The organism is Caminibacter profundus (assembly GCF_054657155.1).
On sequence record NZ_BAAHXC010000001.1, the window covers coordinates 1,230,903 to 1,250,144 of the forward strand.

21 protein-coding genes and 1 tRNA gene are annotated in these 19,242 nt (G+C 27.5%); 16 read left to right on the forward strand and 6 right to left on the reverse strand.

Annotated elements, in window-relative coordinates; all coding sequences use genetic code 11:
- Window positions 1-110 precede the first annotated feature (110 nt).
- The 3 genes from ACYQ1U_RS06665 to ACYQ1U_RS06675 are packed head-to-tail and all read left to right on the forward strand — an operon-like array spanning window position 111 to window position 3,344.
- Window positions 111-1,199 (forward strand): ABC transporter substrate-binding protein, encoded by a 1,089-nt coding sequence (locus ACYQ1U_RS06665; RefSeq protein WP_459885727.1) that lies wholly within the window; start codon window positions 111-113, stop codon window positions 1,197-1,199.
- Entirely contained in the window at window positions 1,196-2,686 is a 1,491-nt protein-coding gene (locus ACYQ1U_RS06670) for a sensor histidine kinase (protein WP_459885730.1), read from the forward strand. The genes ACYQ1U_RS06665 and ACYQ1U_RS06670 overlap by 4 nt, the downstream gene beginning before the upstream one ends.
- Window positions 2,673-3,344: a response regulator gene (locus ACYQ1U_RS06675; RefSeq protein WP_459885733.1), complete on the forward strand. Its 672-nt coding sequence runs from the start codon at window positions 2,673-2,675 to the stop codon at window positions 3,342-3,344. Before ACYQ1U_RS06670 ends, ACYQ1U_RS06675 begins: the two co-directional genes overlap by 14 nt.
- Here the strand turns inward: ACYQ1U_RS06675 and ACYQ1U_RS06680 are convergent.
- From ACYQ1U_RS06680 to fdhD, 3 genes are read right to left on the reverse strand one after another with little or no spacing between them, the layout of a single operon-like run.
- Window positions 3,337-4,566: a molybdopterin molybdotransferase MoeA gene (locus ACYQ1U_RS06680; RefSeq protein ID WP_459885736.1), complete on the reverse strand. Its 1,230-nt coding sequence runs from the start codon at window positions 4,564-4,566 to the stop codon at window positions 3,337-3,339. The genes ACYQ1U_RS06675 and ACYQ1U_RS06680 overlap by 8 nt on opposite strands.
- Window positions 4,556-5,290: a winged helix-turn-helix domain-containing protein gene (locus ACYQ1U_RS06685; protein ID WP_459885739.1), complete on the reverse strand. Its 735-nt coding sequence runs from the start codon at window positions 5,288-5,290 to the stop codon at window positions 4,556-4,558. The genes ACYQ1U_RS06680 and ACYQ1U_RS06685 overlap by 11 nt, the downstream gene beginning before the upstream one ends.
- Window positions 5,291-5,345: 55 nt before the next feature.
- Window positions 5,346-6,140 carry a formate dehydrogenase accessory sulfurtransferase FdhD gene (fdhD, locus tag ACYQ1U_RS06690; protein ID WP_459885742.1) on the reverse strand — a complete coding sequence of 265 codons (795 nt, stop codon included), beginning with the start codon at window positions 6,138-6,140 and terminating at the stop codon, window positions 5,346-5,348.
- A 333-nt stretch (window positions 6,141-6,473) separates the two neighbouring features.
- Here fdhD and ACYQ1U_RS06695 point away from each other — a divergent pair, with 333 nt between their 5' ends.
- From ACYQ1U_RS06695 to selD, 5 genes are all read left to right on the forward strand, one after another.
- Window positions 6,474-7,787, forward strand: a complete 1,314-nt coding sequence (locus ACYQ1U_RS06695; RefSeq protein WP_459885745.1) for a double-cubane-cluster-containing anaerobic reductase — start codon at window positions 6,474-6,476, stop codon at window positions 7,785-7,787.
- A complete protein-coding gene (locus ACYQ1U_RS06700; RefSeq protein WP_459885747.1) occupies window positions 7,787-8,542 on the forward strand; it encodes an acyl-CoA dehydratase activase in 756 nt (251 codons plus the stop codon). The genes ACYQ1U_RS06695 and ACYQ1U_RS06700 overlap by 1 nt, the downstream gene beginning before the upstream one ends.
- A gap of 46 nt (window positions 8,543-8,588) precedes the next feature.
- A complete protein-coding gene (gene yedF / locus ACYQ1U_RS06705) occupies window positions 8,589-9,185 on the forward strand; it encodes a sulfurtransferase-like selenium metabolism protein YedF (RefSeq protein ID WP_459885750.1) in 597 nt (198 codons plus the stop codon).
- A gap of 134 nt (window positions 9,186-9,319) precedes the next feature.
- A complete protein-coding gene (locus ACYQ1U_RS06710) occupies window positions 9,320-9,676 on the forward strand; it encodes a DsrE/DsrF/TusD sulfur relay family protein (RefSeq protein WP_459885754.1) in 357 nt (118 codons plus the stop codon).
- A 9-nt stretch (window positions 9,677-9,685) separates the two neighbouring features.
- Complete coding sequence (gene selD / locus ACYQ1U_RS06715; RefSeq protein WP_459885757.1) at window positions 9,686-10,729, forward strand: selenide, water dikinase SelD; 1,044 nt, start codon at window positions 9,686-9,688, stop codon at window positions 10,727-10,729.
- Here selD and ACYQ1U_RS06720 read toward each other — a convergent pair.
- The gene (locus ACYQ1U_RS06720; protein ID WP_459885760.1) at window positions 10,722-11,015 is read right to left on the reverse strand and encodes a NifB/NifX family molybdenum-iron cluster-binding protein; all 294 of its coding nucleotides are present in this window, start codon (window positions 11,013-11,015) and stop codon (window positions 10,722-10,724) included. The genes selD and ACYQ1U_RS06720 overlap by 8 nt on opposite strands.
- A 60-nt stretch (window positions 11,016-11,075) precedes the next feature.
- Between ACYQ1U_RS06720 and selA the strand changes: the two genes are divergently transcribed.
- Entirely contained in the window at window positions 11,076-12,413 is a 1,338-nt protein-coding gene (gene selA, locus ACYQ1U_RS06725; RefSeq protein ID WP_459885762.1) for an L-seryl-tRNA(Sec) selenium transferase, read from the forward strand.
- 1 nt (window position 12,414) lies between these two features.
- Window positions 12,415-14,247 carry a selenocysteine-specific translation elongation factor gene (selB, locus tag ACYQ1U_RS06730; RefSeq protein WP_459885765.1) on the forward strand — a complete coding sequence of 611 codons (1,833 nt, stop codon included), beginning with the start codon at window positions 12,415-12,417 and terminating at the stop codon, window positions 14,245-14,247.
- On the opposite strand, the gene ACYQ1U_RS06735 is transcribed toward selB, so the two are convergent.
- Window positions 14,248-14,345, reverse strand: a tRNA-Sec gene (locus ACYQ1U_RS06735).
- Between the two features lie 134 nt (window positions 14,346-14,479).
- Window positions 14,480-15,121, reverse strand: a complete 642-nt coding sequence (locus ACYQ1U_RS06740) for a methyltransferase domain-containing protein (RefSeq protein WP_459885768.1) — start codon at window positions 15,119-15,121, stop codon at window positions 14,480-14,482.
- A 226-nt stretch (window positions 15,122-15,347) separates the two neighbouring features.
- Here ACYQ1U_RS06740 and secG point away from each other — a divergent pair, with 226 nt between their 5' ends.
- From secG to ACYQ1U_RS06770, 6 genes are read left to right on the forward strand one after another with little or no spacing between them, the layout of a single operon-like run.
- Window positions 15,348-15,653, forward strand: a complete 306-nt coding sequence (gene secG, locus ACYQ1U_RS06745; protein WP_459885770.1) for a preprotein translocase subunit SecG — start codon at window positions 15,348-15,350, stop codon at window positions 15,651-15,653.
- On the forward strand, window positions 15,650-16,579 hold the full coding sequence (locus tag ACYQ1U_RS06750) for a polysaccharide deacetylase family protein (RefSeq protein ID WP_459885773.1): 930 nt from the start codon (window positions 15,650-15,652) through the stop codon (window positions 16,577-16,579). Before secG ends, ACYQ1U_RS06750 begins: the two co-directional genes overlap by 4 nt.
- Entirely contained in the window at window positions 16,580-17,134 is a 555-nt protein-coding gene (gene frr / locus ACYQ1U_RS06755; RefSeq protein ID WP_459885776.1) for a ribosome recycling factor, read from the forward strand.
- Between the two features lie 20 nt (window positions 17,135-17,154).
- Window positions 17,155-17,778: an orotate phosphoribosyltransferase gene (gene pyrE, locus ACYQ1U_RS06760; protein WP_459885779.1), complete on the forward strand. Its 624-nt coding sequence runs from the start codon at window positions 17,155-17,157 to the stop codon at window positions 17,776-17,778.
- Entirely contained in the window at window positions 17,778-18,182 is a 405-nt protein-coding gene (locus ACYQ1U_RS06765) for an HIT family protein (RefSeq protein ID WP_459885782.1), read from the forward strand. Before pyrE ends, ACYQ1U_RS06765 begins: the two co-directional genes overlap by 1 nt.
- The gene (locus ACYQ1U_RS06770; RefSeq protein WP_459885784.1) at window positions 18,175-19,218 is read left to right on the forward strand and encodes an MFS transporter; all 1,044 of its coding nucleotides are present in this window, start codon (window positions 18,175-18,177) and stop codon (window positions 19,216-19,218) included. The genes ACYQ1U_RS06765 and ACYQ1U_RS06770 overlap by 8 nt, the downstream gene beginning before the upstream one ends.
- Window positions 19,219-19,242: the final 24 nt, after the last annotated feature.

Sequence of the window (19,242 nt, forward strand, 5' to 3'; positions counted from 1 at the left end):
AAAAAGTATAGCACTTTAAAACTTAAAAATTCCTTAAACAGTAAATTATTATAATACAAAAAGCACTTTTTTGGCACTTTATATAACTAATATAATAAAAAAGGAACATTATGAAAAAAATATTTTTTTCAACAATTATATTAACTATATTTATAACTGTTTACTATTATAAATCTGCTAAAAAAGAGTATTTAATTGTAAGTTCCTTACCCTTAAGTGGTATTATGAAAAATACGGGAAATAGCGTAAAATTAGGCACTTTAAGCGCAAAGTTTCAAATGGATGTTGAAAATGTGCATTATATTTTTAAAGACGACAAATATGAACCTAAACTTACTGTAGAAAATATAAAAAAGATTTATAATAAAGCCCCCTTTTTGCTTTATGGAATTGTAGGAACACCAACGGTAAAAGAAATTTTACCTTTTCTGAATAGCTATTCACTTTATTTATATGCTCCTTTTACTGGAGCAGAGTTTTTAAGAAAAAATAAGTATATTTTAAACTTCAGAGCATCTTATAAAGATGAAATTAAACATATTATAGATTATTTAATAAAACATAAAATAACGAAAATAGCAGTTTTTTATCAAGATGATGCTTATGGAAATGAAATATATTTTTATACTTACAAAATATTAAAACAAAAAAATATTAATCTTTTAGCAATAGGAACATATAAAAGAAATACTTTTTTTATAGATTCAGCTTTAAGTGAAATATATAATGCCAAACCACAAGCAATTATTATGGGAAGTACATCAAAAGTTAGTGCAATGTTTATAAAAAAATATAGAAAATTAGATAAAAATGTTAAATTTTGCACTATATCATTTGTTAATCCGGATGCTTTAATAAAATTATTAAAAAATAAAGATAATATTATTTTTTCAGAAGTAGTCCCTTATTATGACTCTGATATAAAAGAAGCAAAAGAATTTAAAAAAGCTTTTTCAAAATATTTTCCTAATAAAAAACCATCTTTTTTTGCTTTTGAAGCATATCTTGCAAACAAAGTATTATTAAGAGCATTACTTAAACTTGATTTTCCTTATACACCTTCTCATTTGATAGATATAATAAAAAAGACTCCTAAAAATTTTCTCGATGGAATTACAATAGAATATAAAAACAATCAACTTTTAAATAAAACTTATTTATTTATATATAAAAATAATAAATTTAAAGAGATAAAATGAAAATAATTAATTCTTTTGAAAAATTAAATTTTGTTACAAAATCAAAAATTTTGATTGCTGTTATTACTATTTCTATGCTTACAATAATTATAATGTCTCAATATTCTATTTTTACTTTTAAAAATGACATTGATACTCTATTTGAAAAAAGAACATTGCCTACAGTAAAACTTGAAAATCTAAAAGATTTTTACAAGATAAACTTATTAGAAACAATGATTCAATATAAATCAAAAGAAATAACTTTTAATCAAGCTAAAGAAGTAGTAAAATTGGCATATGAAGTAATCGATAAAGAATTAAACTCTATAAATAATTTTAATGAAAAAGATGAATTCGAACATCTTCTATTTACGAATATTTTAAAACTAAATGAAAAAATCAGAAATCAAATTATAAAGTTTCTACAAACTCGAAAAATAAATATTGAAAAATTAAGAAACAACGTAAATACTATAAATATATATTTGTCAGATATAATTAATTCAAATATAAAAAAAGCAATTGAACAAAAAAGAGAAACAGATAAAAGATTTTCTTTTATAATAAAAGCTTCGATTGCAAGTATAATTATTGTATTCGTATTTAGTATAACTTTAATGATTTTGATTGTAGAAAATTTTAAAGAAATTAACTTGCAATTAGAAAAACAAGTAAAAGAAAAAACAAAAGAACTTGAAATAATTAATAAAAATCTTGAAAAAAGAATACAAAAAACAATTGAAGAAATGAGAAAAAAAAATAAAATTATGTTTCAACAAAGCAAGCTTGCTGCAATGGGAGAAATGCTTCAAAATATTGCTCATCAATGGAGACAACCTCTTGGAAGTTTATCACTGATTTTACAATCAATCCAAATTAAAAATGAAATGGGAAAATTAACTTCAGAATACATAAACAAAAAAACTAAAGAAGGCCTAGAAATTGCTGAAAATATGTCGAAAACAATTGATGATTTCAAAAACTTTTTTAGACCTGATAAAGTCAAAAAAGATTTTCATATTAAAAATTGTATTAAAAAATCTATATCTCTCCTTTCTCATTTATTTGAAAAATACAATATCCATATAGAAGTAAAAATAAAAGAGGATTTGGTAATAAATGGTTATCCAAATGAATTAATGCATGTTTGTTTAAACATTCTAAATAATTCTATAGATGCATTCAAAGAATCAAATATAAATCCTAAAAAAATTTTAATAATGGTAAAAAAAGAAAAACATAATGCAATTATTAGTGTAATTGACAATGCAGGAGGAATAAAAGAAGAATATTTAGATAAAATATTCGAACCATATTTCACTACTAAGTTAAAAGATAAAGGCAGTGGTATAGGACTTTATATGGCAAAACAAATAATAGAAAAGCATATGAATGGTAAAATAAGAGCCCTTAATATAAAACATAAAATGGGTGAAGATAAATTTTTCAAATGCGCTATGTTTGAAATAATTTTGCTTTTGAAGGAAAAAAATGAAAAACTATGACATTTTAAAAGAATTTAATGTATTGTACATAGAAGATGATGTAAATTTACTTAAAAATATGGGAGAAATTTTAGAAGATTTCGTAAAAAAAATTTTTCTAGCAGAGAATACATCAGATGCATATAAAATACTTAAAGAAAACCATATAGATGTAATTATAAGTGATATATTAATAGGTGATAAAAATGGACTTGAATTTATAGAATTTATCAAAAAAAATGGAATAGATATACCTTTTATTTTAACTACTGCTTATACAGAAACAGAATATCTTTTAGAAGCAATAAAATTAAAAACTGTAAACTATTTAGTAAAACCTATTAAAATAAAAGAACTTCTGGATTCACTGTATGACACTGTTTTACCTATCTATCAGCAAAAGCAAATTCAAAAAAATAGTGTTTTATTCAAAATTGTTTCAATTATATGTGAAGGTAAACAGCTTGAAGTTTTGAAATTAATCATAAATGAAATGGATGATGAATATATTTTTTCTTTATCATATTCGGATATAATGCAAAAAATCGAAATAAGCAAACCTACTCTTGTAAAATTATTTAAAGATTTAACTGAAAAAGATATATTACAAAAACTTCCAAAAAGGAAGTATAAAATTAATATTAAAAAAATTGATGAACTGTTTTTACAAATTAATTAAAAATATCTTCATTTTTGGAAAAATCAGTGTTAAATGGAATTATTTTTAGTATTTCTCCTTTCTTAACTATTTCTTTTCCTTTATCTAAAAGCACTAAAGAATTAGAATTAATAAGAGGAGTAAGCATCCCAGAACCATATTTATAAGAATCATAAACTTCCCATTCTCCTTTTTGAAGTTTCCCTAAAATCGTATGGTCTTTTTTAGAATTTACCTTAAAATCACTTCTGTTTTTAGCATAAACAAAATTTGGATAATAATTTATTGCTCCACTCATTTTTCTAAGAGTAGGAATTACAAGAGTAAAGGCATTTATATAAGAACTTAAAGGATTTCCAGGAAGTGCAAAAACAAATACATTATCCATAATTCCTGCCATAGTAGGACGCCCAGGTTTTACCATTATTCCATGAAAAAAAGGTTTTAATCCATTTTTAAGATATGCATCATATAAAAAATCAGCATCACCAAAGCTTATACCACCACTTGTAATAATTACATCATATTTTGTTTTAAGATTAGATATAAATTCTATTGTTTTTTCAAGAGAATCAGGAATTATTCCTATAATATCAGCTTCAAAGTTATGCTTTTTTAAAAGCATTTTGATAGAGTGTGAATTAATATTATACACCTCATCTTCATCAGCTTCTTCCCATGGTTCTTTTAACTCGTTACCTGTTGAGAGAATAGCAATTTTTGGTTTTGTAAAAATTTCAACATTTACTATTCCTTGGCTAACAAGCATAGCAATTGTTTCAGGAGTTAAATGTTTTCCTTTTTGAATCAATACTTCTTCTTTTTTAAATTCTTCCCCTTTTATTCTAACATTTGCTCCTTTTTTTATTTCAGGAATTTCTATATATTCATCAGTAACTTTTATGCATTTTTCAATAGGGATAACAGTATCAAGGCCTTTTGGAACTCTAGCACCAGTCATTATTCTTACACATTCATCGTCTTTTATTTCAAAATCATCATATTTATCTCCGGCATAAATAGTTTTTACTATTTTTAGCTTTTTATTATTTGAATATTTAAAAGCAAATCCATCCATTGCGGAATTTGTAAATGTTGGAGAATTTCTTGTAGCTTTTATATCACTTGCTAAAAACTCATTCAACGCATCATAAACGAAAACTCTTTTTTTTATATTAATTCTTGATGCACTTTGTATACATAATTTTAGAGCCTTTGAAAAAGAGATATTATCAAGTATCATTTCTTTTCCCTTTCAATTTTTTGAGATACAAATCTTTAAATCTTTTATTTGCAAAATCTTGAATTTCTTTTTCTAATTGTCTATATACATCTATATATTCTTTTGCTTTTGGAGTTAAGTAAGTTCCTCCTTTTACACCTTTTTCTACGATAACAAGTTCACCATCAAGATTTTGCTGAAGAATTTTAATATGATTCCAAGCTTTTTTGTAATTCAAACCCATTTTTTCAGCTGCTTTTGCTATTGAGCCTTCTTTTTCTATCAATTCTAGTATTTCCGTTTTTCCTTTACCAAATAATAAATTTCCTTTATTATCTTCTATCCAGATTTTTGTTTTAATATATGCTCTTGGTCTTTTTTTCTCTCTAAATACACCAAGTTCACAATATATTACATCAAATCCGTTATCTTTAATAGCACTTCTTACTTTTTTGAGATTATATTTCTCAGCAAGTTTTCTTGCATCTTTGCAATAAACTCTGTTTTGTTCATCAGCAAGTTTTTGAAGTTCATCTATTATTTCTTTTTCATAATTGTCCGTAAAATCAAGTTTTCCAAACTGTCCAAGACCGCAATCTGTAATTCTAACTCCCATTTCATCAGCTGTTTTTCCAACTATTATCGGTTCTACTTCTGCTTTTTTCGCTACTACATACGCTTTAGCACAGGAAAGTTTGTTGTCTTCATTTTTGTATTTTTCTATTAACTCACTTACTTTTTTCATTTTATATCCCTTTCACAATTTTTCTTTGTCTCTTCATCTTTAATTTTTTCTATTGTCAATTTTGTATAACTACTCTCCAATCATTTGTATAAATATTCATTTTATCCCCTCTTACAAATCCTATTAAAGTAAGATTAAAAGTATCAGCAATTTTAGCTCCAAGACATGTAGTAGCTGTACGTGAAATTAAAATAGGGATTTTGTGCATAATTGCTTTTACAATCATCTCACTACTAAGCCTTCCACTTACCATCATAATCCCATTTTTTGGGTCAAGTCCTGCCAATATAGCTTTGCCAGCTGCTTTATCTACCGTGGAATGTTGTGCTATGTCTTCTGCATCAAAATATGTGTCTTCATCAAAATATAATCTTGCTGTATGAACACATCCTGTTTTTTCATAAAGAGGACAAGATTGATAAAATTTTTCCATTTGTTTGAATATTTCTTTTGTTGTAATAGTTTTGTTTGAGTCAATCTTAGCAGCTTCTATTTTTGAAGGGTCAATATCTACATTTGCAGTTATACTTTTGCCACATCCACTAATAATTATTGCTTCTTCATTTAATTTTTCTATTTTCTCTTGGTTTACATTTGCAGCTATATCAACTATAAGTCCATCATTTTTTATTTCTATCTTTTTAATATCTTTGGGATTATTTATTATTCCTTCGCTTATGAGATATCCTACAGCAAGTGCTTTTTGATCTATTGGAGTTGCCATCATAGAAACTACTCTTTTTCCATTAAGATAAATATCTATTTTTATTTCTCTAATCAAAGTATCTTCAAATTCGAACTTTTTATCTCCTTTTACCTTAATAACCTTAAAAAAAGAAGTAGGCTGCATTTTTAACCTTTCAATTTTTTTTATTATAACAAAAAGTAAACTTTTATATAAAATTTAAGCTTTTCTTAAGATTTATTTGTATATAATTTTTTAAAGGCTGTGAGGTCTGAGGTTCAGACATACACATGAAGCAGCAAACTCCAAACAGCTTCATGATGTACTCCAAAGCATCGTTAAATTACAAAAAACTTGTTGTTAAAAACATAAAACAAATAGTATGTAGTTAGTAGTGTGTATTGATAAATGCAGAATGGTTAAAAATGTAAAAGTCTACAATAATAAAAAACTACTACATACTATAAAACTCATTTATCAAAATAAAAAGGAGACAACATGTCTAAAGATTATACTAAAATGTATGAAAGTTTAAACATGGATATTGAAAAACACAATGAACTAATGTCCACACTTAATACTATTTATCCTGAATTTTTCCTAAAACAAAACAACAGACCCAAAAAAATGGTATATTTTGATTATGTAATGAGTGAAATTCACGGTAAAAGAATTGAAGAAATTTTAGAAAAGAAAAAAAAAGGAAAACCTTTAGTTGGAACATTTTGTATATTTGTACCAGAAGAAATTGTAGTTGGGGCTGATGGTGTTTGTTATGGATTATGCGGTGGGGCAGAGTTTTCTATTGCAGATGCCGAAAAAGACTTGCCAAGAAATATATGTTCTTTAATTAAATCAGCTTATGGATTTAAGGTCCAAAAAACATGTCCTTACACTCAGGCTTCAAATTTTATTTACGGAGAAACCACATGTGAGGCTAAAAAGAAAACATGGGAAATATTAAACGAACTTCATCCTACACACGTTATGCATATTCCTCAAATGAAAAGAAAAAAAGAACAAGAACTTTGGAAAAGTGAAATTTATGAGTTTAAAAAAAATATTGAAGAAATTATAAATAAAGAAATTACTTTTGAAGAACTAAAAAAAGGTATAGAAATTATCAACAATAAAAGAAAAGCTATGCAAAGACTTGATAGATTAAGAGGCATGTATCCTGATGTTGTGCCTATTAGTGGAAAAGATGGACTTTTAATCAATCAGATATCGTTTTATGACGACCCTGAAAGATTTACACAAAAAGTAAATGAGTTATGTGACGAACTTGAAGAAAGAATTAAAAACAAAAACTCAGTTGTACCAAAAGACACTCCTAGAATTATGGTAATCGGTACCCCTATGGCACCCCCAAACTGGAAACTCCACCATATCGTAGAAACAACAGGAGGAGTTATTATAAATGAAGAAGCGTGTATAGGACACAGATATTATAAAGATAATATTAATATTGAAAACGCTCAAAATATTGATGAACTTATAGATAATATGCTTGAGAGATATATGAAAATTGACTGTGCCTGTTTTACTCCAAATGATGAGAGAATAGAAAAAATTATTAAAATGTATAAAGAAAGAAAAGCCGATGGAATTATTTATTATTCACTATCTTTTTGTCATACATACAATGTAGAATCAAAAAAAGTAATAGACAGACTTCAAGAAGAAAATATTCCTGTGTTAAAAATTGAATCTGATTATTCAATGGAAGATATGGGACAAATTAAAACAAGGGTTGAAGCGTTTATTGAGAGTATGTCTTTTAAAAAAAATGTACAGTTTAAAGGTTTTTAATGTATTATGGAGTTGATATAGGCTCTACTTATATCAAAATAGTAGGACTTGATAAAAATAATAATATTATTGATTTAAAAGTATTAAACACATCTATTAATCCAGATGAAATGGTTAAAGATTATTTAAAAAATAAGGTAATAAAAACATTAGTGGCAACGGGCTATGGTAGATATATGATGCAAGAAGCGTTTAAAGTGCCGATAATCAGTGAAATTAAAGCCCATACGAAGGGGGCTTATTATTTTTTTAACGATGTAAGAACGATTATAGATTTAGGCGGACAGGACAGCAAGATTATTAAAGTGGTTGAAGGCGGTAATTTTGATAATTTCAAAATGAATGATAAATGTGCAGCAGGTACTGGAAAGTTTATAGAAATAGCAGCATCAAGACTTCAAATTCCTTTAGAGAAATTTGGAGAAATTGCAAAAAAATCGGATAAAAAGGTACAGATTTCATCTATGTGCGCCGTATTTGCGGAATCAGAAGTTATTTCGCTTATTGCAAGTAAAGAAAAACCTGAAAATATTGCCCATGGAATTATAGAATCAATTGCAGGAAGGCTTGCAGGTATGGCAAAAAGTATGAGACCAGAAGATAAAGTGGTATTTACAGGAGGGGGAGCTAAAAATATTTTACTTAAAGAACTTCTAAGCAAAAAACTAAATAAAAACATATATGTACCTAAACATCCTCAAATGATAGGAGCATTTGGAGCAGCCCTTGCTGGTAAAGAAATGGAAATGAAATAAAAATATAAAAAAATAAAAGAGATTAATAACAATAAAAGGAGTGAAGATGAATAAAAAAATAGACTGCAGAGATATGGCGTGCCCTCAGCCAGTACTTGAGACAAAAAAAGCACTGGAAGAAATGAACGAAGGAATTTTAGAGGTTTTAGTTAATTCTGTGTCATCTGTTCAAAACATTAAAAGATATGCAATTAATAACGGATTTGAACCTAAAGTTGATGATTTAGGAAACGGTGAAACACTAATTACTATTATTAAAGGCTATGAGTGTACAATAATCGCAGATGAAAAAGATGAAGAGAAATTTTTAAATAAAACTATATTTGTAAAAGATGATAAAATTGGTGAAGGAGAGCTTGGAGGTATATTAATAAAAAGATTTTTGAAAACTATTCTTGAATTTAAAAAACTTCCTAAAAATATCATATTTGTAAACAGAGGTGTATTTTTAACTACTAAAGAAGAAAATAAAGAAATTATTGAAATACTTAAAGAATTAGAAAAAAGAGGTGTTAAAATTTATTCATGTGGACTATGTATGAATCACTACAATATCCCAGCAGAAGAACTAAAAGTGGGAGAAATTGGAAACGCATACGATACAATGGATATGCTGTTAAACACAGAAATCGTTAGTTTGTAAATATATGAGAAGAAGTTATCGAGTTCCAAATCCCAAGTCCCAGGTAAATTTGTATGATTGGGTGAGAAAAGTAAGAGTTGGAATAAAAATAAATAAAACTGGAAATAAGATAACAATTAAAAAAAGGAGCTAAAATGAAAATACTTTTTATATTTAATCACGAACCATATGATGGAAGTGATTTAACTTGGAATGGTCTTAGACTTGCTAAAAAACTTTATGAAAGAGGAAATGAAGTAAGACTTTTTCTTATGAACGATTCAGTAGATTTAGCAAGAGAGTGCAATAAAAAACCTGAACATTATGATCATGATTTAGTAGCTATGTTAAAAGATATTTATAATAATGGCATTGAGCTTAAAGTTTGTGGAACATGTCAAGCAAGATGTGGTCTTTTTAAAAATGAGCCTTATTTTACACCTGAGATCAAAGCTACAATGAACGATTTGGCTGAATGGGTGGAAGAGAGTGATAAAATTTTAACTTTTTAAAGGGAATAAATGTTAAAACTAAACAATGAAGCAAAACTTACAAAATATGTAAAAGCGGCGGGCTGAGCAGGTAAATTGGCTCCGGAGGAGCTAAACAGTACTACTTGCGTTTTATGTGGAAAAGATAAAAATTTAATAGTAGGTTTCGAAGGAAATGAAGACGCAAGTATTTATAAAATAAATGAGAAAATAGCACTTGTTCAGACGGTGGATTTTATAACCCCTGTAGTAGATGATCCATTTGTTTACGGACAAATTGCTGCAGCCAATTCTTTAAGCGATGTTTTTGCTATGGGAGGAGATGTAAAGACGGCTCTTAATATTGTGGGATTTGATTCTTGTCATCACAACAAAGAAGTTTTAAAAGAAATTTTAAAAGGTGGAGAAGATAAAATAAATGAATGTGGAGGAGTACTAGTAGGCGGACATACAATAGAAACACCTGAAATGCTTTATGGGTTAAGTGTTACTGGAGTTATACATCCAGATAAAATTATAAGAAATAACACACTCAAAAAAAATGATGTAATAATTATTACAAAACCTCTTGGTATGGGAATTTTAACGACATCTATAAAAGCTGATTTGCTTGATGAAAAGATAACTGCAGAAGTTGCCGAAATATTAAGGACGCTTAACTATAAAGCAAGCCTAATTGCAAGAGAAATAGGCGTAAATGCTATGACTGATGTTACCGGGTTTGGCCTTCTTGGACATTTGTATGAAATGAGTAAAGGAAAATTTACAATAGAAATAGAGTTTGATAAAGTTCCATTTATTAAAGAAGCAATAAATCAAGCATCTATGGGAATTATTCCAGCTGGAAGTTATAATAATCAATCTTTTGTAGAAAAATATGTAAAATTCAAAAAGAATTTGAGCTTTGAAGAAAAAATGATACTTTTCGATGCGCAAACAAGCGGTGGTCTCTTGATAAGCTTACCTCAAGAAAAAGCAAAAGAATACTTAAAAAGAGCTGAGAATGAAGGTGTTTTTGCAAAAGATATAGCAACTGTAAAAGAAATCGAAGAAAAATCTATTGTTATCATTTAGATTTTAGAAACTCTTCAATTGCTTCTTCCACTGTTTTTGCATTTTTTGGTATAAAAACTTTAAAAAATTTATCATTTACATTTTTCCCTGTTATTATATATTTCATATGTATTGCCTTTAGGAAATTTATTAAATCTTGAGGGTTTTTTGTATAAAAACTTGGCGATTTTCTAGAACCATAAGTCTTCGTTTCAGTATCGAATATAATAATATATTCGCATTCTTCAAAACTTTTACAAAATTCACTTCCTACATATTCACCTTTAGCAGTAATTACAAGTTTCATAAAATACCTTTTTTGTTATAATATTATCAAAAGTGCTGGAAGCATTACACAAGGAAAAAAATGAACTTATTAAGACAAATACCAAAAGTAGATAAACTTCAAAAAAAACTCTCAAACATACCTAAAAAAATATCCAGTTTTGTAATAAATGAAGTTTTAAATGAAATAAGAAAAGGTATAAAAAAAGGTGAAATTACAGAAATTAATGAAGATAAAATAGTTGAAACAATCAAAAAAAGAAGTGAAGAAATTCTCTCTCCTTCAATTGTAAATGTAATAAATGCTACAGGAATTATAGTACATACGAATCTTGGAAGAAGTCTTATAGACCCTGCAATTTTTGATTATGGTAAACAAATTTCAACGCATTATTGCAATTTGGAATATGATTTAAAAAAAGGGAAAAGAGGCGACAGATATCATCATAGCGCTAAGCATTTAAGCTTTTTATTCAGATGTGAAGATGCATTGGTAGTTAATAACAATGCCGCAGCCGTTTTTTTGGTACTTAATACTTTTGCAAAAGACAAAGAAGTTATCGTCTCAAGAGGAGAATTAGTCGAAATAGGTGGCAGTTTTAGAGTCCCAGAAGTTATGAAAGCAAGCGGTGCTAAACTTGTAGAAGTTGGTACTACAAATAAAACTCATAAAAAAGACTATCTAAATGCAATTAATGAAAATACAGCAATACTTATGAAAGTTCATAAATCAAATTATTCAATTGAAGGATTTACAGAAGAAGTAGAAATCGAAGATATTATAAAAATGGCAAGAAAAAACAACTTGCTTGATTATTATGATTTAGGTAGCGCTTATATACCAGAACTTCCTCACAGACTAAGCTTATATGAGCCCCCAATTACTGAAATTATGAAACTTTCTCCTTCTCTTGTAAGTTTTAGTGGAGATAAGCTTTTTGGAGGAGTTCAAGCAGGAATTATTTTAGGAAAGAAAAAATATATAGAAAAACTCAAAAAAAATCAAATTTTAAGAATGTTTAGAGTTGATAAAATCACACTTTCTATGATAGAAGCTACTGCACTTGCATATATAAAAGAAGAATATGACAAAATACCTACTTTAAAATTTATTTTTCAATCTCTCGATGAATTAAGACAAAAAGCCAAAAAACTTTTATCCCTAACGCCTAAACTTAAATCGAAAATCAGGGAATCTGAAACATACGTAGGAGGAGGCACTATGCCAAACCGTTCTATTCCTACGATTGTTGTGGAGATTGAAGGAAATGCTGTGAAGTGGGAGAGAGATATGAGAAAAAGAAAGGTTATAGGAAGAATTGAAAAAGATAAATTTATTTTAGATATGAGAAGTATTCAAAATGATGAAATTGAAAAACTTGCAGAAATTATAAACTCAATAATTACATGTGAGATTTAAAATGAAAAACATAATTATTGGTACAGCAGGCCATATAGACCACGGAAAAACTTCTTTAATCGAGGCAATGACAGGATATAACGGAGATGAACTAAAAGAAGAAAAAGAAAGAGGAATTACAATTGATTTAAGTTTTACAAATATGAAAAGAGACGATGTTAACGTTGCTTTTATTGATGTTCCAGGACATGAAAAACTTGTGAAAAATATGATTAGCGGAGCATTTGGATTTGATGCTACACTTTTTGCTATTGATGTAAATGAAGGTATTATGCCTCAAACGATAGAGCATTTGGAAGTCTTGAATATACTAAATGTTCAAAACGTTATAGTTGCTTTGACAAAAGCAGATTTAGCTATACCTGAGCTAATCGAACAGAGAAAAAAAGAAATTGCAGAATTTATCAAAAAATATAAAAATCTAAAATTATTAAAAATACTTCCTACATCTATTAAAGACAAAAAAAGCATTGAAAAACTAAAAGATTATCTATTTTCACTGCCGCCAAGAAAAATTACTCATTCTAAATTTTTCAGATATTATATCGATAGAGTTTTTTCTCTAAAAGGTATAGGGACTGTAGTAACAGGAACAGTACTAAGTGGAAAAGTTAAGCTAAAAGATAAAATTTATATAAACGAAACGAAAACCTTAACAAATGTCAAAAATCTTCAAGTCCACGGTGAAAACGTAGAAGAAGCTTATACTCATCAAAGAGTTGCAATAAATCTTGGTATATCTCATAAAGAATTAAAAAAAGGATATCTTCTTTCAACAAAAGGATATTTAAGAGGATTTAAGCTTATAGATGTATATGTAGAACCAGTTAAAGATAAAGAGATATTTCATAATATGAATGTTTTATTTATTAGTGGATCTAAAAAAATACCAGCAAAACTTTTACTGTTTGATGAAAAAGCAAAAAAAGGCTACGCAACTATCAAACTTGAAGAAAAAGCGTTTTTAGTTTATAACGATCCTTTTGTTTTGCTATATAACGGACGTGTGACAGCAGGTGGAAAAGTCCTAAATCCTGTAAGCGACCCTATCAAAAAAAGAAAAAAACTAACCCTTCTAAAAGCAATAGATGAGAAAAACTTTGAAAAAGCATTTGATATTTTAGTTAAAAACCACAAAAAAGGATTTGGATTACTTCAAAGCTATCAAAGATTTAATATTACACCTCAAGAAGCACTTGAAATCGCAAAAAAACTTAAAGGTGTATTTATAGATAAAGAAAATTACAATATATTTTCATTAGAAGTAAAAAAAGAAATTGAGAATATAACAAAAGCTATTTATGAAAAAAATAGACTTGCTCTCATATCTCCAGCATCTTTAAGATTAAGGTTAAAATGGGCAAGTGAAGGAATAATAAAAAGTGTACTTGACAATTTTGTAAAACAAGGATATTTGAAAAAAGAAGGAAATATTTATAAAAGAAAAGATTTAGGTAATATCGACATAGAAAAATCAGTAGAACATAGACTTTATATACTTTTAGATAATTCAGGACTTACTCCTGAAGCACCATATAATATTTATGAAAAACTTAATATCGATAGAAAAGTGGGAGATGCTGCTATGAAAAAACTCACTTCCGCAAAAAAAGTTATAAGACTTGCTCATAATATTTTTATAACTGATAAGAACATAAATATTGCTGTAAAAAAAATGAAAGATATTATAAAAAAACATGGATTTATCGATATAAAAAAATTCAAAGAAGAAATGCCTATGTCAAGAAAATATATCATTGCATATCTTGATTATTTAGATAATCTTGGAGATATAGTGAAAATAGATAATAAAAGATATCTTAAATATCAATAATGGCGGAAGGGGGAAGGAATCGAACCTTCCAGACGACAGTCACCTGTCGTCTCACCGGGTTTGAAGCCCGGGGTGTCCACCAGGATCACATCCCCTCCAATTTTTTAATATATAATATAATAATTACAAATTTAATTTCTAAAGTCAAGATTACTAAAAACTTAAACAAACAATCTTACAATACTCATAAAAAAAATAAATATTTATTTTTATACTACATTAATTTTAAATCTCATCCATTCAATATAATAACCTCAAACTCCAGATAATTAAAAGGAAATTCTTTTAAAAATCTTCTAATTTTACTAGCTGGGGCTTTAACATCTCCTTTTACACCTGAAAATTTTATATATTCAAGCATCTCTTTAGCAGAATTAAATTCCATTTTGTATTTAAGAATATTAGTTTCCGGATTTAAAATCCTAGCACTTTTTAATATTTTTTCTTTTGAAAAAATTGGAGAATCAATTTCTAAATAATTATGAAGAGTTTTAAAAGTATTTGAAGTAAAAATTGCTAGTATATACTCTTTATTTAAATTTTTTATTTCTCTAAATACAAAATCCAAATTTTTAGCCCATTGAAGAGCAGAAAAAGAAACAATCTGATCAAACTCAAACTGTTTTATAACTTCAAAACATCTTTTTTCATTAAAATCAAGCTGCATTGTATTGCAAGGATTTCTTTTTAACATCTCATAACTCTTATCAATTCCTAAATAAAATTCAAAATCTTTATATTTACATAGCCCTTCACTTCCACAACCTAAGTCAATAACTCTTTTTTTTACTAAATGCAGGTATTTTTTAATAATTTTTTTTTGGATTACATTATACTTGCCATAAGTATGTGCAAACTTCTCAAAACTCTCCATATATTGCCTTATTAAATAAGCAAATTTTATAGGCACTGACCAAATAAAGTGAAATAATTGCAAATTTTAGCAAAATAAAGGCGTTAAAAAAAACATTTTGTTTGAGCAAAGCGAGTTAATGCTTTTTAGCCTTTATGTAGCGTTAAAAAATTTGCTCTTTTGTTGAACTTATTTGGTCAGTGCCATTTTATATTTGTGTTATAATTCTACCTAAAAAAGGTATAAAATGACTGGTGTTTTAATGATTATACAAATTGTTTTAGTTATTGCAATTACAATTTTAGTACTGCTTCAACGTTCTGAATCAATGGGTCTTGGTGCATACAGCAGCTCAAATAACTCTGTATTTGGTGCAGGCGGTCCTATGAATTTTCTTACAAAAACTACAATGTTTTTAGGACTTTTATTTGTATTAAACACTTTAACTCTTGTATATCTATATAATAAACAAGCAAATACTTCTGCTCTTGATGAAGTAAAAATAGAAAAAAAATTACCAGTACCAAGCGTCCCTCAAGTACCTACTAAATGAAAAAATTAATTTTTTTTCTCTTCCCGATTTTATTATTAGCTGAAGCTCATATTTTTGTACTTCATAGAATTGATGATTTTAGATATCCTTATACAAATACATCAAGCAAAGAGTTAAAAAAATATTTTGACTACTTAAAAAGAAACAATTACCAAGTGGTAACACTATCAACTCTTATTGAAATGATAAAAAACAAAAAGCCTCTTAATAAAATCGTAGTATTTACTGTTGATGATAGTTATAAAAGTTTTTATAAAAATGGATTGCCACTATTTAAAAAATATAACTATCCTTTTACCCTTTTTGTATATGGTAAAGCAACTACTGAAAATTGGGGCGATTTTATGAGTTGGGATGAAGTTAGAGAAACTTTAAAATATGGAGAGTTAGGTGTTCATAGCTGGGCTCATCCACATTTAGGTAAACTAAGTAATAAAAAAATAGAAGAAGATACAAAAAAAGCGATTAATGCTTTTAAAAAATATATAGGTTTTGTACCAAAAATTTATAGTTACCCTTATGGTGAATATGATAGTAAAGTCAAAAAAATAATAAAAAAATATTTCGAATATATTGTAAATCAAGACACTGGTGCAATTGACTTAAGCACTCCACTTGATAATATTGACAGAATTGCCCTTACTGGGACAGTAAATATAGCTGAGAAACTAAAACTAAAAAGACTTCACTTAAACACATTAAGCATTAAAAGAGATAAAAATACTATTAATGAAATTTCAGGAATATTAAAAGATAAAGTCCCTTATGTAAATATTTATATTACAAAACTTGGATGGAAAAAAGTTAAAGTTAGAGACTCTAAGTTTGTTTATCACCCTAATTTCACCCTAAAAAGATATAGAAACAGAGTAATCATAAGATATAATTATAAAATAATTTCAAAAGTTTTATTAAAGGAGGAATAAATGGAAGAAGTATTTGAGTTTGCAAAAGAACATATGCAAAAAAGTATCGAGGTATTAAAAAAAGATTTAAACACACTAAGAACTGGTAGAGTATCAATTCATGTACTTGATGGAGTAAAAGTAGAATATTACGGTGCTCCAACACCATTAAATCAGGTAGCAAATATAAATGCTATTGATGCAACTACAATTGTTGTAAGTCCATGGGATAAATCAATTATAAATGATATTGAAAGAGCTATTCAAGAAGCAAATGTTGGTGCAAATCCAAACAACGATGGTGACACAATTAAATTATATTTCCCACCAATGACAGAAGAAGAAAGAAAAAAACAAGCTAAAAAAGCAAAAGAGTTTGGTGAAAAAGCAAAAATTGCAATAAGAAACATTAGACGTGAAGCAAATGATGAGATTAAAAAAATGTTTAAAAATAAAGAAATAACAGAAGATGATCAAAAAAGAGGTCTTGATAAAGTCCAAGAAATTACAGACGAGTTTGTAGCTAAAGTTGATGAGATTGTAAACAAAAAAATCGATGATGTTATGAAAGTATAATTTAATATGGAGAATTTAAAATGGAGAATGGAGAATTGAATATAAAAGAGATATATGAAAAACATGGTGCTCTTTTAAAAGGACATTTTTTACTTAGTAGTGGCAAACATAGTGAATATTACCTTCAAAGCGCAAGAGTACTTGAATACCCAGAAGTTGCAGAAGTTTTAGCAAAAGAACTTGCTAAGCAAATTATTGAATCTGGAATTAAAGTAGATACCGTATGTTCTCCTGCAATTGGTGGATTACTTGCAGGATATGAACTTGCAAGAGCTCTTGGAGTTAGATTCATTTTTACTGAAAGAGTAAAAGGGTTAATGAGCTTAAGAAGAGGCTTTGAAGTAAAATCTAGAGAAAAAGTACTTATCTGTGAAGATATAATTACCACTGGCGGAAGTGCAATGGAGGCTGCACGTGAAGTTGAAAAACAAGGCGGTGAAATTATAGGATTTGCAGCAATAGCAAACAGAGGAGTATGCAAAAGAGTAAATGGTAAGAGTGAAAGAAAAACTGAATGCAAACTACCTGAAGACAAGCCATTTTTTGCTTTGGCAGATTTTGATTTTGAAGTTTATGAGCCTGAAAATTGTCCAATGTGTAAATCTGGTAGCACCCCAATAAAACCTGGAAGTAGAGGGAATTAATGGCTTGCCCTCTTTGTAATCCCAAAAATGAAGATATTATCTTTGAAAATGAACTTTTAAGAGTTATATTAGTTGATGAAATTCCAGGATATGTAAGGGTTATAACTCAAAAACATATTAAAGAACTCAGTGAACTAAGTGACAATGAAGCTATTAGACTTACTTTAGTCATAAAAAAAATAGAAAATGCTATAATAAAAATTTTAAGACCAGATAAAGTAAATATAGTAAGTCTTGGAAATATGGTACCTCATCTTCATATTCATATTATTCCAAGATTCATTAACGACCCTTGGTGGCCAGGGGCTACTTTTTGTAAAAAAAATAGAGAGTTTAATTATCCAATAACTCAAAAAGATATTGAAAAATTAAAAAAAGAGATCAAAAATACTATTAATGAATAGGTTCTTTTTTATTTTAAGTTTATATTATTTTCTTTTTTTTACTCTTATAGGTGATTATGTGATTTTTTTACCAAAATACTTTAAAGAAATCGGATTTTCTGCTTCTCAAATTGGATTTATTTTTGCAATGATGCCAATAGCAAGATTTCTAACACCTTTTCTTTACTTAAAAAAAGCATTAACTAAAAGAGACTACATTTTAGCCCTTATTTGTTCAACAATTGTCTCTTTTCTATTACTTAGTAAAAACTTTTATCTTATTTTAGTTGCATTTTTTATAATCGGTGCTTCTTTTGCAGTTGTTTTCCCATATATTGAAGCAATTGCTATTGAAAAATTAAAAGAAAAGTATGGAAAATCAAGAGTTTTTGGAAGTATAGGATTTATGTTATTTGGAATAATACTTTCATACATTAGTGGAAACTTAATTTATTTTTTTATTATTTTAATGATTTTAACAAACTTGGTAGCTTTTTATTTTCTTGAAGACAAAACCATAAAAAAAAGCTTTGCACCAATTAATTTAACAAAAGAATGGAAATTTTGGGCAGGAGTTATACTACTTCAAATAAGTTTTGGAGGATTTTATAACTTTTTTACAATCTATAACCTACAACACGGTATCTCACAAGAATATATAGGTTGGCTATGGGCTATAGGAGTAACAGCAGAGATTGGAGTTTTTATAATAGGACATAAGTTTTTAAATAAACTTACAGTCTTAAAATGGATAAAAATTTCAATACTCCTTACATCAATAAGATGGCTTATGGTATATCTATTTGCTGGAAATTTAGTTTTAATTGCATTATCTCAGGTTATTCACGCCTTTTCATTTGCTATTTTTCACACCTCAGCACTTTTATATTTATCTAAAAAATATGAAAATAAAACTTTAGCACAACAGTTTTATGCAGGAATCGGATATGGGCTTGCAGCATTTCTTGGAAGTATCATCTCAGGTATTCTTTATGGAGAGAACTTATTTTTATATGAAAGTATAATAGCGCTTTTAGGATTTTTGATTATGCTATAATACATTAAAGTAAAATTAAAAAGG

Bases quoted from the DNA above. Each gene is read 5' to 3' on its own strand.
- ACYQ1U_RS06665 (WP_459885727.1), top strand. From the start codon at position 111: ATGAAAAAAATATTTTTTTCAACAATTATATTAACTATATTTATAACT.
- ACYQ1U_RS06670 (WP_459885730.1), top strand. From the start codon at position 1,196: ATGAAAATAATTAATTCTTTTGAAAAATTAAATTTTGTTACAAAATCA.
- ACYQ1U_RS06675 (WP_459885733.1), top strand. From the start codon at position 2,673: ATGAAAAACTATGACATTTTAAAAGAATTTAATGTATTGTACATAGAA.
- ACYQ1U_RS06680 (WP_459885736.1), bottom strand. From the start codon at position 4,566: ATGATACTTGATAATATCTCTTTTTCAAAGGCTCTAAAATTATGTATA.
- ACYQ1U_RS06685 (WP_459885739.1), bottom strand. From the start codon at position 5,290: ATGAAAAAAGTAAGTGAGTTAATAGAAAAATACAAAAATGAAGACAAC.
- fdhD (WP_459885742.1), bottom strand. From the start codon at position 6,140: ATGCAGCCTACTTCTTTTTTTAAGGTTATTAAGGTAAAAGGAGATAAA.
- ACYQ1U_RS06695 (WP_459885745.1), top strand. From the start codon at position 6,474: ATGTCTAAAGATTATACTAAAATGTATGAAAGTTTAAACATGGATATT.
- ACYQ1U_RS06700 (WP_459885747.1), top strand. From the start codon at position 7,787: ATGTATTATGGAGTTGATATAGGCTCTACTTATATCAAAATAGTAGGA.
- yedF (WP_459885750.1), top strand. From the start codon at position 8,589: ATGAATAAAAAAATAGACTGCAGAGATATGGCGTGCCCTCAGCCAGTA.
- ACYQ1U_RS06710 (WP_459885754.1), top strand. From the start codon at position 9,320: ATGAAAATACTTTTTATATTTAATCACGAACCATATGATGGAAGTGAT.
- ACYQ1U_RS06720 (WP_459885760.1), bottom strand. From the start codon at position 11,015: ATGAAACTTGTAATTACTGCTAAAGGTGAATATGTAGGAAGTGAATTT.
- selA (WP_459885762.1), top strand. From the start codon at position 11,076: ATGAACTTATTAAGACAAATACCAAAAGTAGATAAACTTCAAAAAAAA.
- selB (WP_459885765.1), top strand. From the start codon at position 12,415: ATGAAAAACATAATTATTGGTACAGCAGGCCATATAGACCACGGAAAA.
- ACYQ1U_RS06740 (WP_459885768.1), bottom strand. From the start codon at position 15,121: ATGGAGAGTTTTGAGAAGTTTGCACATACTTATGGCAAGTATAATGTA.
- secG (WP_459885770.1), top strand. From the start codon at position 15,348: ATGACTGGTGTTTTAATGATTATACAAATTGTTTTAGTTATTGCAATT.
- ACYQ1U_RS06750 (WP_459885773.1), top strand. From the start codon at position 15,650: ATGAAAAAATTAATTTTTTTTCTCTTCCCGATTTTATTATTAGCTGAA.
- frr (WP_459885776.1), top strand. From the start codon at position 16,580: ATGGAAGAAGTATTTGAGTTTGCAAAAGAACATATGCAAAAAAGTATC.
- pyrE (WP_459885779.1), top strand. From the start codon at position 17,155: ATGGAGAATGGAGAATTGAATATAAAAGAGATATATGAAAAACATGGT.
- ACYQ1U_RS06765 (WP_459885782.1), top strand. From the start codon at position 17,778: ATGGCTTGCCCTCTTTGTAATCCCAAAAATGAAGATATTATCTTTGAA.
- ACYQ1U_RS06770 (WP_459885784.1), top strand. From the start codon at position 18,175: ATGAATAGGTTCTTTTTTATTTTAAGTTTATATTATTTTCTTTTTTTT.